Origin of the sequence: Rhodococcus tibetensis, assembly GCF_024438035.1 — a bacterium.
Lineage (GTDB): Bacteria > Actinomycetota > Actinomycetes > Mycobacteriales > Mycobacteriaceae > Rhodococcus_F > Rhodococcus_F tibetensis.
Map to the genome: position 1 here is coordinate 56,553 of NZ_JANFQF010000014.1, position 13,411 is coordinate 69,963.

Consider the following 13,411-nt stretch of genomic DNA (forward strand, 5'->3'; position numbering starts at 1 on the left):
TTATCTGCGTATGAATGCAGATAGGCGATCTTGTCGCCGGCGGCTGGATGATGACCAGGTGGGACTGGTGGTCGAGGTGTTCCGCATGCTGGCCGACCCGACTCGGGTGCAACTGCTGTGGCAGTTGGTCGATGCGGAGATGTCCGTCAACGACTTGGCCGAACGGGTCGGGAAGCCCGCGCCGTCCGTGTCCCAGCACCTGGCGAAGCTTCGGATGGCGCGGTTGGTGCATACGAGGCGTGAAGGTACGTCGATCTTCTACAGCGTCGCCAATGAGCATGTTCGCCAGCTGGTGACCGATGCGGTGTTCAACGCGGAGCACGCAGGCCCCGGAATACCCGGTCACCATCGTGCGGAGCGAGAGCTGCAGGTCCTGCACGAGCGCGCATCCCACGTCGCGGGAGGAAATCCGTCGTGAACAGTCAACACCACCACCACCACACGAGCGGCGTGCTGGGCGCGGTTCGGGAGATCTTCGCGCCGCACAGCCACGACTCGGCCGACAGCGTCGACGACGCCCTCGAGGCGAGCGCAATCGGTATCCGCGCGGTGAAGATCAGCCTCGTCGTGCTGGCGATCACGGCAACAGCCCAATTGGCCGTCGTGGCGGTCTCGGGGTCGGTGGCCCTCGCAGCCGACACCATTCACAACTTCTCGGACGCGCTCACCGCCCTTCCGCTGTGGATCGCGTTCGCGTTGGGCCGGCGCGCGGCCACACGCCGCTTTACGTACGGTTACGGGCGCGCCGAGGATCTCGCCGGACTGTGCGTGGTGGTCATGATCGCGCTATCCGCGTTGATCGCCGGTGTGGAGGCCGTTCGGCGCCTGCTCGATCCCGTTCCCCTCCAGCATCTCGGCTGGGTGGCACTGGCCGGGGTCATCGGCTTCATCGGCAACGAATGGGTGGCGCTGTACCGCATCCGGGTGGGGCGCCGAATCGGCTCGGCGGCACTGGTCGCCGACGGCCTGCACGCGCGCACCGACGGGTTCACCTCCCTCGCCGTCGTTCTGGGCGCGGGTGGCGTTGCACTCGGAATTCCCCACGCAGACCCGGTGATCGGCCTCCTCATCACGGTCGCAATCCTGCTCGTCCTGCGCACCGCCGCCCGGGACGTATTCCGCCGTCTCATGGACGGGGTGGACCCGGCGCTGGTGGACGCGGCCGAGCACACACTGGCCGCGGAGCCCGGGGTGCTTGGCGTGCGGAGTGTGAAGATGCGGTGGATCGGACACCGACTGCACGCCGACGCCGAACTCGACATCGACCCCCGCAACAGTCTCCGCGATGCGCACCGGGTTGCCCACACGGCAGAGCATGCGCTCATCGACGCGGTTCCCAAGCTGAGCACTGCGCTGATCCACGCCTACCCCGCGCACGACACGGAGTCGGTCGGCTAGCGGTTCGGCTCCCTCAGCGTTCGGGGTCGGGCCCGGTGGCCACCGGGCGTTCGGGGTCGTTCGACCACTGTGACCACGACCCCGGATACAGGGCCGCCTCGACACCGGCAAGGGCCAGCGCCGCGATCTGATGGGCAGCCGTCACCCCCGAACCGCAGTACACACCCACGACGGCGCCCGGTTCCGCTCCCACCGCGCCGAACCGATCTCGCAGCACGTCGACGGGCGCGAACCGGCCGTCCGCAGCCAGATTTTCGGTTGTGGGAGCGCTGCGCGCGCCGGGGATATGACCGGCCTTTGGATCGATGGGCTCAGCTTCCCCGGTATAACGTTCGGCGGCGCGGGCATCGAGCAGAACGCCGTCGGCGGCGAGCGCGGCGGCATCATCCGCCGTCAACGTCGGGAAATACCCCTCCTCGAGAAGTACGTCACCGGGTGAATCCGGGTGTTCGTCGCCGGAACGGGTGGGATTGCCGGCCTCCGTCCACGCACGGAGACCGCCGTCGAGCAAAGCGACATCGGTAAGCCCGGCCCATCGAAGCAGCCACCACGCACGGGCGGCAGCGAGACTGCCCGCGTCGTCGTACGCCACGACGGCACTCCCGGTGCGGATACCCCAGCGGCGCGCCGCATTCTGGAGTGCGCCGACCGAGGGGAGTGGGTGACGACCGTGTGCCGGAGTCGCGTGGCCGGCGAGTTCGCTGTCGAGGTCGACGAACACTGCGCCGGGCACGTGCGCCTCGAGGTAGTGCCGACGGCCTTGCGTGTCACCGAGTGCCCATCGGACGTCGAGGAGCACCGGGGGTCGTTCGCCGGCCAACGCCTTCTTCAGTTCGTCCACGGTCACGACAGGTCCCATCACACGTGCCCTTTCCCTCGGTCCGCGATGTCGGCGTCCCGCATCACCCGCGATGAACGGGCGCACGACCGTACGGCTGCCGGACGGCGGGACTGTCCGGGGCGGCGGGAATCGGTTTGGTGACCGGTGAACCGTCCAGCGTGAATGTGCTTCCGTGATGAGCCAATTCGAGGGGCTCACCGGAGATCAGCCGGTACGTTGCCACCCGCGGACGGACGTCGACGTGGATCTTGCTGCCGCGCACGGTCATGCGGAACGACAATCTCGTCAACTGCTGCGGGATGCGGGGTGCGAACGTCACGTCGCCGTCGTGGTCCCGCATTCCGCCGAACCCGGCAACACATGCCGTCCAGGTGCCGGCCAGTGACGCGATGTGGAGCCCGTTCTCCACGTTGGCATGGAGGTCGTGGAGATCGGTGAGTGCGGCCTCGGCCAGGTAGTCGTAGGCGAGTTGCAGGTGCCCGACCTCCGCCGCCATCACCGCCTGCACGCACGCAGACAGGGACGAGTCGCGGACCGTGAGCGCCTCGTAATAGGCGAAATTGGCGACCTTCTGTTCCGGGGTGAAGGCATCGCCACGCAGATACATCGCCAGAACCAGGTCGGCCTGTTTGACCACTTGTTTGCGGTACAGATCGAAATACGGGTAGTGGAGAAGCAGGGGATAGTGCTCGGGCGGGGTGCCCTCGAAGTCCCATTCGTCGTGATGGGTGAAGCCTTCGGACTGCTGATGCACGCCCAGTGCCGCGTCGTACGGAATGCGCATGTGCTCGGCCGCATCCCGCCACCGCGCCGCTTCCTCGTCGTCCACCCCCAGCTCGCGCGCCCTTCCGGGTCGCCGCTCGCAGGCGATGGCCGCGTCGCGCAGGTTCTTCTGCGCCATGAGATTGGTGAACACGTTGTTGTCGGCGACGGCTGTGTACTCGTCCGGGCCCGTGACTCCGTCGATGCGGAATTCTCCGCGCGAATTGTGGTGGCCCAGAGTGGCCCATAACCGTGCCGTCTCGACCAGCAGCTCGAGGCCGCACTCGGCCTCGAACTCGGCGTCGTGAGTGGCTGCCAGGTACCGCGACGTCGCCACCGCGACATCGGCGCCCACATGGAACGCCGCGGTTCCGGCAGGCCAGTACCCGGAGCACTCGTCACCGTCGATCGACCGCCACGGAAAGACGGCACCGCCCTGACCGAGTTGCAGGGCCCGATTCTTCGCCTTGTCCAAGGTGGAATGCCGCCAGCGAAGAGCATCGCGGGCCGAATCCGGCACCGTGTAGGTGAGCAGCGGCAGCACGAACGTCTCGGTGTCCCAGAACGCGTGTCCGTCATATCCGGGGCCGGTCAGACCCTTCGCGGGGATCGCGCGCGACTCACCGCGCGCACCGGCCTGCAGCACGTGGAACAGTGCGAAGCGCACAGCCTGCTGGAGCTCGGCGTCACCGTCGATCTCCACATCCGCGGTTTCCCAGAAATCGTCGAGGTACTCGCGTTGCCGACGCAGCAGTTCGTCCCACCCGGTCTCGAGCGCACCGGCCAGGGCGCCCTCCACCTGACCGCGCAGTGCGGGCGTGGACCTGCGCGCCGACCATCCGTAGGCCAGGTACTTGGTCATCCGCAGTCGCTGTCCGCTCGGCACATCGGCGGCGACGGTGAGGCGGGCGAGGTCTTTCTCCGTCTCGATGCCGCAGCGGGCACCCGCCGGGAGGTCGATCTCGTGGTCCATGCCCGCGGCCATGCGCAGTCCCGACGTCCGCGTGTGATGGGCGAGTACCGCCCGGAAGTCGTGGGCGGCCGCGAAATCGGATATCAGTGGGTTGTCGAGGGCTGCGGCCACTCTCGGGTCGTCCGTCCGCGCCGGAATCGGCTCGTTGGCCAGGAGGTCCGACTGCATGACGAGTTCGATGTCGCCGTCGAGGGGTTCCACCTCGTAGTGGATGGCGGCGACCGCCCGCGACGTGAACGACACCAGCCGCTCCGAGTGGATGCGGACCTGCCTGCCCGTCGGGGACATCCAGTCGGTGGTGCGGCGCAGCGTGCCGGTCCGGAAGTCGAGCACTCGCTCGTGGTGCGTGGCACGGCCGTAACGCATGTCGAGTGGTTCGTCCTGCACGAGCAACCGGATGATGCTGCCGTCGGTGACGTTGACGACCGTCTGGCCGTCCTCGGGATAGCCGTAGCCGGCCTCGGCGTACGGCAGCGGACGCTGCTCGTAGAAGCCGTTCAGATAGGTGCCGGGCAGACCCCGTGGCTCACCCTCCTCGAAGGTGCCCCGAATGCCGATGTGGCCGTTGGAAAGGGCGAAGGTCGACTCGGTGGCGTGGAGTGCTTGCAGATCGAGTCCGCGCCAGCGCAGGTGCCACGGCGCGATTTCGTAGCCCTTGTCCTCTTCCATGCTCACCTTTCCAGGAGTTCGGCCAAATCGTTGACCACCACGTCGGCACCGTGCGCGCGGAGGGCGTCGGCTTGATCGTTGCGGTTCACGCCGACCACGAATCCGAACTCACCGGCCCGTCCCGCTTCCACCCCGGACAGGGCGTCCTCGAACACGGCCGCCTGATCGGGATGCACGTTGAGTGCGCGCGCTCCGGCGAGAAAGGAATCCGGTGCGGGCTTGCCCCGAAGCCCCTGATCGCGGATCACCACGCCGTCGATGCGCACATGAACGTATCGGCTGAGATCGGCGGCGTCGAGGACGGCCTTACCGTTCGCCGAAGATGTGACCACAGCGATCTTCAGGCCGGCGTCGTAGGCGGCCTTGATGTATCGCACCGAACCCGGATACGGACTCACGCCCTCTTCGTCGATCACCCTCAGGAGCCGGACGTTCTTGTTGTTACCGACGCCGTTCACCGTCTCGGCGCCCGGCGGATCGTCCGGGAGTCCCTCCGGCAGCGTGATGCCACGGGAGGTCAGGAACGTGCGCACCCCGTCGGCGCGGGGCCTGCCGTCGACGTAGTCGTAGTAGTCCTGGTCGGTGAACGGCCGGAAATTCGGGCCTTCGCGATGCTTCAGGAAGTCGTCGAAGGAGCGTTTCCACGCCTTCCGGTGCAGCACCGCGGTACCGGTGAGCACACCGTCGAGATCGAACAAGCAGGCCGAGATCGCATCAGGCAGTCCCATCACCTTCTCGACGGTACCGCCGTGGCCGGTGGTTTCGCCGAGGCGCGCGCGGGTGTCGGCGGATCGGAATCGGGTCGGTCTCGGTTTCTGTCGAAACCGGACAAACCATACCGTTCGGACTGTAGGTTCCGCGTGACCGGTAAATAGATGTGCACACGAAGGAGCTGTCCTTGAAACGCTTGGTGGTAACCGCGGCAAGTTGCGCACTCCTCACACTGTCGGCCTGCGGATCCGACACCGAACCGACACCGACATCTGAAACATCCAGCTCCACCACGAAGGCCACGACGACCTCGGCCACTTCGACGACGAAGACCTCGGAGTCGGTACCACCGGTCGTCCCGCCCGGCTCGAACGACGGTGTCGGCGGCGGTACGTCGGGGACAGGGTCGGGCGGCGGTGGCGGCGGCGGGCAAGCACCGGCCGCAGGCCAGCCGGCACCCGTGGTACCGCCGCCCGCACCCGTGGTACCACCGCCAGCCGTCGTGGTGCCGCCGCCAGCGGTAGTTGTACCGCCGCCGGCCGAAGGTGAGGATCCTCCTCCGGTCGAGGGTGAAGACCCACCGGTGGAGGGCGAAGACCCGCCTGCCGAGGGTGAGGACCCGCCCGCAGAAGGTGAGGACCCTCCTCCGGCCGAGGGTGAAGACCCGCCTGCCTAGCGCGGTTGCTGACCCGCGCCACGCGCACCCGCACCTTCTCGGCGAATGCGGCGTACCGGACCTGTCAGGTCAGGCCAACGCCCGCGTCCTCGCGTCGGTCAGGTCAGTTCGCTGAATCGTTCGGTGTCGCGGACCTGTCCGGAGACGATGATGGTGTCGCCCGCAGCGATGACGGTGTCGGCGGTGGCGTAGGTGAAACCCTCGCCGGGTCGTTTGATCGCGACGACGGTGACCCTGTATGTGGTGCGGACGGTGGTGTCGCCGAGCCGTTTCCCTATCACGGCCGCGGGTGGGGTGGTCTTGACCATCGCGAAGCCGTCGTCGAACTCGATGTAGTCCATCATCCGGCCGCGCACGAGGTGCGCTACGCGCTTGCCCATGTCGTGCTCGGGCCGCACGACGTGCGTGACACCGATCTGACGGAGGATCTTCGCGTGGGCGTTGCTGATTGCCTTGGCCCATACGTTCGGCACCGACATGTTGATCAACGCCGACGCGGTCAGCAGGCTGGCCTCGAGATCGGAGCCGATCCCGACGACGGCCCGGTCGTAGTCGTGCACCGACAGCTGGCGTAGCGATTCCTCGTCGGTGGTGTCGGCGACAGCGGCGTGGGTGAGGCGGTGGGAGACTTTCTGGACCACCGCCTCGTTCGAGTCGATGCCGAGCACCTCGGCGCCCTGTGCCATCAGTTCGAGGGCGAGGGACTTGCCGAACCGGCCCAGGCCCAGCACCACCACGACATCGGAAGTCGGTTTCCTAGCCAATGAACGGCCTTTCTTCGGGGAGTTCGTAGCGGCGATCCCGCTGCCGCGCAGCGAGGGCGCTGACCAGTGTGATCGAGCCGATCCGGCCCAGATACATCAGCAGGACCAGGATCAGCTGGCCCCACGCGGGTAGTTGCGCGGTGATGCCGGTGGACAGGCCCACCGTCGCGAAGGCGGAGGTGACCTCGAACAGCAGCACGTTCAGGTCGAAGTCGGTGCCCGCCAGCAGCACGATCGTCGGGACCATCACCAGGGCGACACCGATCAGCGCGACCGACAGCGCCTGCCGCTGCACCCGCGGCGCGATCCGGCGGTCGAACACGACCACTGCACGATCACCGCGCACCTCGGCGACGATCGCGAACAGCAGTAGCGCGAACGTGGTGACCTTGATGCCGCCGGCGGTGCCGCCGCTGCCGCCGCCGATGAACATCAGCACGTCCGTCACCAGCAGGGTCGCCGGATCCATCTGCGCGTAGTCGACACTGTTGAAGCCGGCGGTGCGGGGCATGATGCCCTGAAACGCGGCCACCAGCAGCTTCGCCCCGAGATCGTGGTCGCGCAGGGTGTAGCCCCACTCGAGTGCCAGCACCAGCACCGGACCGGCCACCAGCAGCACCGCGGTGACCGCCACGGTCAGCCGGGTGTGCAGGCTCCACCGGCCGGAGGTGGTGCCGCGGACCCGCCGCCCCACCTCGAAGAGCACCGGAAACCCGATCCCGCCGAGGATCACCGCGGCCAGCAAGGGGATACAGATCCACGGGTCGTCGGCGAATCCGATGATGTTGTCGCTGTAGAGCGCGAAGCCGGCGTTGTTGAACGCCGAGATCGAATGGAACACCCCCAGCCACAGGGCCCGACCGGGCGGCTCGTCGTAACCGACCGCGAACCTCATCGCGAGGCACAGTGCGGTGACAGCCTCGATGAGGATGCTGACCCGGACCACGCCGACGACGACGCTGCGCACGTCCCCGAGCCCGGAGGCCCGGACCTCGGCGGCGGCGTTGAGCCGGGCCCGTAGCCCGATCCGGTTCGCGAGCATCAGCCCGACCAGCGACGCCATCGTCATGATTCCGAAGCCGCCGACCTGGATCAGACCCAGGATGACACCCTGACCGAACCCCGACCAGTGGGTGGGGGTGTCGACCACGATCAGTCCGGTCAGACACATCGCCGACGTCGCCGTGAACAGCGCGTCGATGACACCGGTGTCGATGCCCGGCTGGGTCGCCGCGGGCAGGAGGAGCAGCCCGGTCCCGACGGTGATCGCCGTAGCGAAACCCAGGGCCACCACCCGGACCGGGGTCAGCGTCACCTGTCCCGCGGCACGCCGCAGCGCGGAAGCTTGCGACGCACCGGTGCGTGAAGTCACGAACAGGAGGTTAGACCTGGACGTCGCCGATGCCGTGCGCGGCACAGGACTTCGCTGTGCGACTTATCGGAAGGTCCGACTCTTGCGTCCTCGCTGATCACGCGTTTAGCATACTGACTATGCGTTCAAACGAGCGTTTTCGGGGGCCGCGTGCCGCGGCCCGCGACGGTGATCTGACGGCAGCGGCGCGGATCCGCGACGCGGCCATACTCCGGTTCAGCCGTGACGGGTTCGGGGTCAGCATCCGCGCGCTGGCCGAGGATGCCCAGATCAGCGGCGGGTTGATCCTGTATCACTTCGGGACCAAGGAGGGGCTGCGCCGCGCGTGCGACGAGTGGGTGCTCCGGGAGATTCGGGAGTCCAAGCGGGCGGTGTTGGGCACCGGTGAGACCGGGCCGTGGCTGGCGCAATTCGGGCAGGTTGACCACTTCGCGCCGCTGGCGATGTATGTGGCCCGCACCTTGCAGGCCGGCGGGGAGGCCGCCGCGGCGTTCTTCGATCACCTGGTCGACGACGCGGCCGGCTACCTCGAGGAGGGGGTACGCAACGGCGTGATCACCCCGTCCCGGGACCCCTACGCGCGGGCGAGATTTCTTACCGGCATGAGCGTAGGAACGGTGCTTCTGGAGATGTCGTTGCGCCCGCAGATGCTGCGGGACGGCGACTTCACCGGCTTCTTCCAGGCCATCGCGGAGGCCACGACCGGGCCCGGCCTCGAGCTCTACACGCAGGGATTGCTCACCGATCGGCAGATGCTCGACGACTACCTGATGTATGTGACGGATCCGCCTGCCAGGGCAGACGACGGCGGCGATATCGCCGCCTCCCACCCCTGACAACAGCAGATCCTCCCCCATTAGGAACCTCCATGAACACTGTCATCGAGGTCGCGAACCTCACGAAAACTTTCGGAACCGTCACCGCCCTCGACGAACTCGACCTGACCGTCGGCCGCGGCGAGGTCGCCGGCTTCCTCGGCCCCAACGGCGCCGGCAAGTCCACCACCATCCGGGTGCTGCTCGGGCTGCTGCGCGCCGACTCAGGAAGTGCGAGCGTCCTCGGACTCGACCCGTGGCGCGACACCGTCGAACTCCATCAGCGGCTGGCGTATGTGCCCGGGGACGTCAGTCTGTGGCCGATGCTGACCGGCGGCGAGGTGATCGACCTGCTGTGCCGGTTGCGCGGAAACGTCGACCCCGCCCGCCGCACCGAACTCATCGACCGCTTCGAACTCGACCCCCGCAAGAAATGCCGCACCTACTCCAAGGGCAACCGGCAGAAGGTCGCACTGATCGCCGGTTTGGCCTCCGATGTGGAACTGCTCATTCTCGACGAGCCGACATCGGGGCTGGACCCGCTGATGGAGCAGGTGTTCCAGCGGTGCATCGACGAGGTGAAACAGCAGGGCCGATCCGTCCTGCTGTCCAGTCACATCCTCGCCGAGGTCGAAAAGCTTTGCGACACCGTTACTATCATCCGGGACGGGCGGCGGTCGAGACCGGGACGCTCGAGCAGTTGCGGCACCTGACGCGTTCGACGATCTCCGCCGCCACCGACCGGGACGCCTCCTCGCTCACCCAGCTTCCTGGCGTGTACGAGCTGCGGTTCGAACGGGGCCGTACGGTTTTCGAGGTGGACAATGCCCACCTCGACGAGGTGATCCGGGCTCTCGCCGAGTACGGGGTGCGGAGTCTCGAGAGCGCACCGCCTTCGCTCGAGGAGTTGTTCCTGCGCCACTACGGTGATGCCCGCCAGACCGATCCGGTGGGGGGTGTGCGATGAGAGCACTCCGCGCCACCCCGGCTCTGCTGCGATTCAATCTGCGGCGGGACCGAATCAAGCTGCCCGCCTGGGTGCTTGGCATCGCGGTGATGACGATGTACTTCGGTAACGCCCTGAAGCTGGCGTACCCCACCGACCAGGACATCGCCAACGTCGCGTCCTTCGCCAACAGTCCCGCCGCGATCATGATGTCCGGGCCCGGCTACGGCATGGACAACCCGACCCTGGAGGCGTTCCTCGCCAATCAGTACGCGCTGTACCTGATGGTCGCCTCGGCGTTGATGAACATCCTGCTGATAGTGCGTCACACCCGACTCGAGGAGGAGGGCGGCCGCACCGAACTAGTCCTCGCCGGGGTGGTCGGCCGATTCGCGCCGCTGACCGCGGCGATGCTCACCGCACTGGTCGCGAACACCGCCCTGGTCGTGGCCGGAACCCTGGCCTTGGCCGGCACCGGGTTCGACGCCGCCGGCTCCCTGCTGCTCCTGACCGGTTTCGCCGCCCTCGGCCTGGTCTTCGCAGCGATCACGGCCGTGATGTGTCAGGTGACCGAACACGCGCGGGCCGCCACCGGGCTGGCCGCCGCCGTCCTCGGGGCCGCCTTTCTGGTCCGCGGGATCGGTGACCTTACAGCCAAGCACGGCAGTGCCCTGTCCTGGCTGTCCCCGATCGCGTGGTCGCAGCAAACCCGGGTGTTCGTCGACCCCCGCTGGTGGCCCCTGACGCTATCGATCGTATTTGCCGGTGCCGCGTTGGTCGGCGCCTACGTGCTCGTCGGCCGCCGGGACGTCGGCGCCGGCCTGATGGCGCCGCGGCTAGGGGCTGCGGAAGCGTCTGAGGCGCTGTCGCATCCGTTCACCATGGCGCTGCGGCTGCAGCGCGGCGCCATCATCGGCTGGGCGGTGGGACTGAGTGTGGCCGGGTTGTTCTACGGTGCGTTCACCGAATCGATCGCCGACGCGTTCGCGGACCTCCCCGACGACATCCTGGTGATCATGGGTGGCGCCGAGGACAACCTCGTCGACGGCTACCTCGGTTTGATGGGCTTCACGATGGCCTTCCTCGTCTCCTGCTTCGCGATCTTGTCCGTCCGCCGCCTGCGCAGCGAGGAACAGGCCGGGCGCGCCGACCCGGTGCTGGCCACGAAAACCAGCCGGATCGGATGGATGGGATCGGGTGTGGCCGCCGCCGCGGCCAGCTCGATCGTGCTGCTCGGCCTCTCCGGCGTCGCCACCGGAGTCGGTGCGGCGTTGGTGACCGGGGATCTCGGGTACGTCGTGACACTCAAACTCGCGTACCTCGCGCACACCCCGGCGGTTCTGGTCGTGGCCGCGGTCGCTGCGCTGCTGTTCGGTGTGGTGCCCCGGGCGTTCAACGTGGTCCGGGTCCTGCCGGTGTTCGGGTACCTGGTCGGCACCTTCGGCCCCCTCCTGCAACTGCCGGATTGGATCGGCGATCTCTCACCGCTGGGCCACATCCCGCAGATGCCGCTGGAATCCTTCGCGGCGGCGCCATTTGTCGTCCTCCTACTGGTTGCGGGTGTGGCCGCGGGTGGGGGAGTGACGGCATTCCGCCGTCGCGACATCGCCGCCACCTGAGCGCACTTTCGCGGACACCTCGGGTCGGCCGATCGGGGGACGGGGGACTTCCACCGGAACTGCGCCCGATCGGGGGACAGACGGCAACCGGCGAGGGCGGGAGAGTTGTTCCGGTGCGCCCTGCTGCACACCGGAACGCTCACCCTCGTCGACAGGAACACCCAGTCATGTCACCCATTTCCGATATCGCGGCGGCGCGGTCGCGACGGTCGCGGCGCCTGCTGTTCGTCGGTAATCCCACTCGGCATTCGGACGTGTCGCAGTGGGCGATGGTCAGGCAATGGGTGATGCTTCAGGGACTCGAACCCATCCGGTCCTTCGGCGGTGACGTGCTGTGCGTGATCGTGACCGAGGACGTTCTCGACGGCAGATGTTCCTCGGCCGACTCACTCCTCGTGCGGCAGGCCCGGGACAACGGGGTGCCGTGCATCAGCGTCCACGACACCACCACGATCTGGCACACGACGGCCCGGGTGCGAGCCCGCATGGCGCTGGGGAGCTCTGCGGTCAGGTGAACCCGCTGACCGTGAACGCCGATCGCTGGTCGGCGAGCTTGCGGTAGAACTGGAGATTGGGATTGCGCGGCGTCGTCCCAGCTGTGCGAACGGGCAAGCGCCCGGCCGTGTGCGAGGCGTCGTCGGTCTGCCGGCTGGGCGAGTGCGTCGGCCATCTCTGCGTGGGTGGACGCGAAGTGCACTGCCCCGCCGAAGATTTCGCGGAGAACGGGGAGGTCGCGGGCGACGACGCGCACGCCGGCGGCAAGGGCTTCCATCGCGGCGACGCCGAACCCTTCCTTCGTCGACAGAGCAATCCCAGATGGTCGCGCGTACGTAGGCGAACAAGACCCCGGCCCCGACCACACTGCTCGTTGTTTGCCCTCCGGTTAGACGATCTCCTCGTCGACACGGCTGTCGATGACTTCGGCAACAATGCCGCGCATGTATGCCGATAGCATTGCATTCGGTCACGGTCTCAATTCGTTGTGCGCGCTCGATCGAGAGTGTCCTATAGGCCCAACTCGGATAATCGCGGCATGTGGCGGCGATCTCCGCACGGTTTTTGCGCTCCGCACGGGTTTTGCGTCGAGAGTGGTGGCGGCACGATATAGGTCCCTTCGACGGTCCGCACGGCAACGTCAGCTGGTAAGCGATCCGCTGATTCGACAGACGTTTAGGCGCCGCTACACCGGTTTCACGTTGGCCGACGGTCACGACCGAGGGTAGAGGTGACGGCGATGTCGATCAGGACCTTGCCCGGGCACTCACGGTGAAGGCGGTAGGCTAGCGCGATTCTGAGGGGGGCTCGAGTGTTGGATCGACAGGTGCGGGACGCTCTAATTGTGCGATTACCTCTGTGAGGAAACGTTCAACTCCCTCCTGTTGGCTGCTCGTGAGCATCCCGTAGATCATGGCGGTCCTTGCCCCGAAGTCGCTGTACAGCGTCGTCGCGGCCTTCCTGCCATTCGAAGTAAGATCTACCAAGCGTTTGCGGCGATCGGTGAGGTGTGCGCGGCGGTGGGCGTACCCGACTTCTTCCAGTCGATCGATGAGTTCGGTTGCTGACGCGCTGGTGATCACGAGTTCGGCCGCGAGTTCGCCGGGCGTGAGGGGCCCGTTCGCATATAGGTGGCCTAATGCCACCATTTCGGTGAGTCCGATGTCGCGGTCGGTGGCGGCAGCGCGATACCGCGATACCGCCAGCGCAAAATCACGAACGAGCAGCGCAAGCGACTGATTTCGATCGTGATTCACCAGCACAAGTATAGCGCCAACCGCACTGAAAGAATCGCCAGAGTCGGGTCGACAGTATTTCGGCCCCTAGCCTCCGCGTATGGAGTTCGCACGCGAAACGCTAATGCACCCAAC

General features: G+C 67.1%; 11 protein-coding genes and 2 pseudogenes. 6 read left to right on the forward strand and 7 right to left on the reverse strand.

Annotation, left to right across the window (positions count from 1 at the left end):
• Positions 1-10: 10 nt before the first annotated feature.
• Together NOF53_RS17455 and NOF53_RS17460 are read left to right on the forward strand one after the other, a co-directional pair.
• Positions 11-418 carry an ArsR/SmtB family transcription factor gene (locus tag NOF53_RS17455; RefSeq protein ID WP_255970971.1) on the forward strand — a complete coding sequence of 136 codons (408 nt, stop codon included), beginning with the start codon at positions 11-13 and terminating at the stop codon, positions 416-418.
• Positions 415-1,398: a cation diffusion facilitator family transporter gene (locus NOF53_RS17460; protein ID WP_255970973.1), complete on the forward strand. Its 984-nt coding sequence runs from the start codon at positions 415-417 to the stop codon at positions 1,396-1,398. The genes NOF53_RS17455 and NOF53_RS17460 overlap by 4 nt, the downstream gene beginning before the upstream one ends.
• A 13-nt stretch (positions 1,399-1,411) precedes the next feature.
• Here the strand turns inward: NOF53_RS17460 and NOF53_RS17465 are convergent, their stop codons facing one another.
• From NOF53_RS17465 to NOF53_RS17485, 5 genes are all read right to left on the reverse strand, one after another.
• On the reverse strand, positions 1,412-2,257 hold the full coding sequence (locus tag NOF53_RS17465) for a sulfurtransferase (RefSeq protein WP_255971120.1): 846 nt from the start codon (positions 2,255-2,257) through the stop codon (positions 1,412-1,414).
• A 43-nt stretch (positions 2,258-2,300) separates the two neighbouring features.
• Complete coding sequence (locus tag NOF53_RS17470; RefSeq protein ID WP_255971122.1) at positions 2,301-4,643, reverse strand: glycoside hydrolase family 65 protein; 2,343 nt, start codon at positions 4,641-4,643, stop codon at positions 2,301-2,303.
• 2 nt (positions 4,644-4,645) lie between these two features.
• Positions 4,646-5,371 carry an HAD family hydrolase gene (locus NOF53_RS17475; protein ID WP_255971124.1) on the reverse strand — a complete coding sequence of 242 codons (726 nt, stop codon included), beginning with the start codon at positions 5,369-5,371 and terminating at the stop codon, positions 4,646-4,648.
• Positions 5,372-6,128: 757 nt separating this feature from the next.
• Positions 6,129-6,794, reverse strand: a complete 666-nt coding sequence (locus NOF53_RS17480) for a potassium channel family protein (protein WP_255970975.1) — start codon at positions 6,792-6,794, stop codon at positions 6,129-6,131.
• Positions 6,787-8,109, reverse strand: a complete 1,323-nt coding sequence (locus NOF53_RS17485; RefSeq protein ID WP_374212631.1) for a TrkH family potassium uptake protein — start codon at positions 8,107-8,109, stop codon at positions 6,787-6,789. Before NOF53_RS17485 ends, NOF53_RS17480 begins: the two co-directional genes overlap by 8 nt.
• A 176-nt stretch (positions 8,110-8,285) precedes the next feature.
• Between NOF53_RS17485 and NOF53_RS17490 the strand changes: the two genes are divergently transcribed.
• The 4 genes and pseudogenes from NOF53_RS17490 (at position 8,286) to NOF53_RS17505 (ending at position 12,061) form a co-directional block, all read left to right on the forward strand.
• Positions 8,286-9,002 carry a TetR/AcrR family transcriptional regulator gene (locus tag NOF53_RS17490; RefSeq protein ID WP_255970980.1) on the forward strand — a complete coding sequence of 239 codons (717 nt, stop codon included), beginning with the start codon at positions 8,286-8,288 and terminating at the stop codon, positions 9,000-9,002.
• Positions 9,003-9,034: 32 nt separating this feature from the next.
• Positions 9,035-9,948: pseudogene (locus tag NOF53_RS17495) on the forward strand (ABC transporter ATP-binding protein).
• Complete coding sequence (locus NOF53_RS17500) at positions 9,945-11,546, forward strand: ABC transporter permease (RefSeq protein ID WP_255970982.1); 1,602 nt, start codon at positions 9,945-9,947, stop codon at positions 11,544-11,546. The pseudogene NOF53_RS17495 and the gene NOF53_RS17500 overlap by 4 nt, the downstream one beginning before the upstream one ends.
• A gap of 167 nt (positions 11,547-11,713) precedes the next feature.
• On the forward strand, positions 11,714-12,061 hold the full coding sequence (locus tag NOF53_RS17505; protein WP_255970983.1) for a hypothetical protein: 348 nt from the start codon (positions 11,714-11,716) through the stop codon (positions 12,059-12,061).
• Here NOF53_RS17505 and NOF53_RS17510 read toward each other — a convergent pair.
• A pseudogene (locus NOF53_RS17510) lies at positions 12,054-12,351 on the reverse strand (glycosyltransferase); the annotation flags it as partial. The gene NOF53_RS17505 and the pseudogene NOF53_RS17510 sit on opposite strands and share 8 nt — an antisense overlap.
• A gap of 475 nt (positions 12,352-12,826) precedes the next feature.
• Positions 12,827-13,297 carry a MarR family winged helix-turn-helix transcriptional regulator gene (locus NOF53_RS17515; protein ID WP_255970984.1) on the reverse strand — a complete coding sequence of 157 codons (471 nt, stop codon included), beginning with the start codon at positions 13,295-13,297 and terminating at the stop codon, positions 12,827-12,829.
• Positions 13,298-13,411 lie beyond the last annotated feature (114 nt).

What these genes read in the sequence shown, in the direction of transcription:
- NOF53_RS17465 (WP_255971120.1), bottom strand. Translation starts at nt 2,257, where the DNA reads ATGGGACCTGTCGTGACCGTGGACGAACTGAAGAAGGCGTTGGCCGGC.
- NOF53_RS17505 (WP_255970983.1), top strand. Translation starts at nt 11,714, where the DNA reads ATGTCACCCATTTCCGATATCGCGGCGGCGCGGTCGCGACGGTCGCGG.
- NOF53_RS17500 (WP_255970982.1), top strand. Translation starts at nt 9,945, where the DNA reads ATGAGAGCACTCCGCGCCACCCCGGCTCTGCTGCGATTCAATCTGCGG.
- NOF53_RS17455 (WP_255970971.1), top strand. Translation starts at nt 11, where the DNA reads ATGAATGCAGATAGGCGATCTTGTCGCCGGCGGCTGGATGATGACCAG.
- NOF53_RS17475 (WP_255971124.1), bottom strand. Translation starts at nt 5,371, where the DNA reads ATGGGACTGCCTGATGCGATCTCGGCCTGCTTGTTCGATCTCGACGGT.
- NOF53_RS17490 (WP_255970980.1), top strand. Translation starts at nt 8,286, where the DNA reads ATGCGTTCAAACGAGCGTTTTCGGGGGCCGCGTGCCGCGGCCCGCGAC.
- NOF53_RS17470 (WP_255971122.1), bottom strand. Translation starts at nt 4,643, where the DNA reads ATGGAAGAGGACAAGGGCTACGAAATCGCGCCGTGGCACCTGCGCTGG.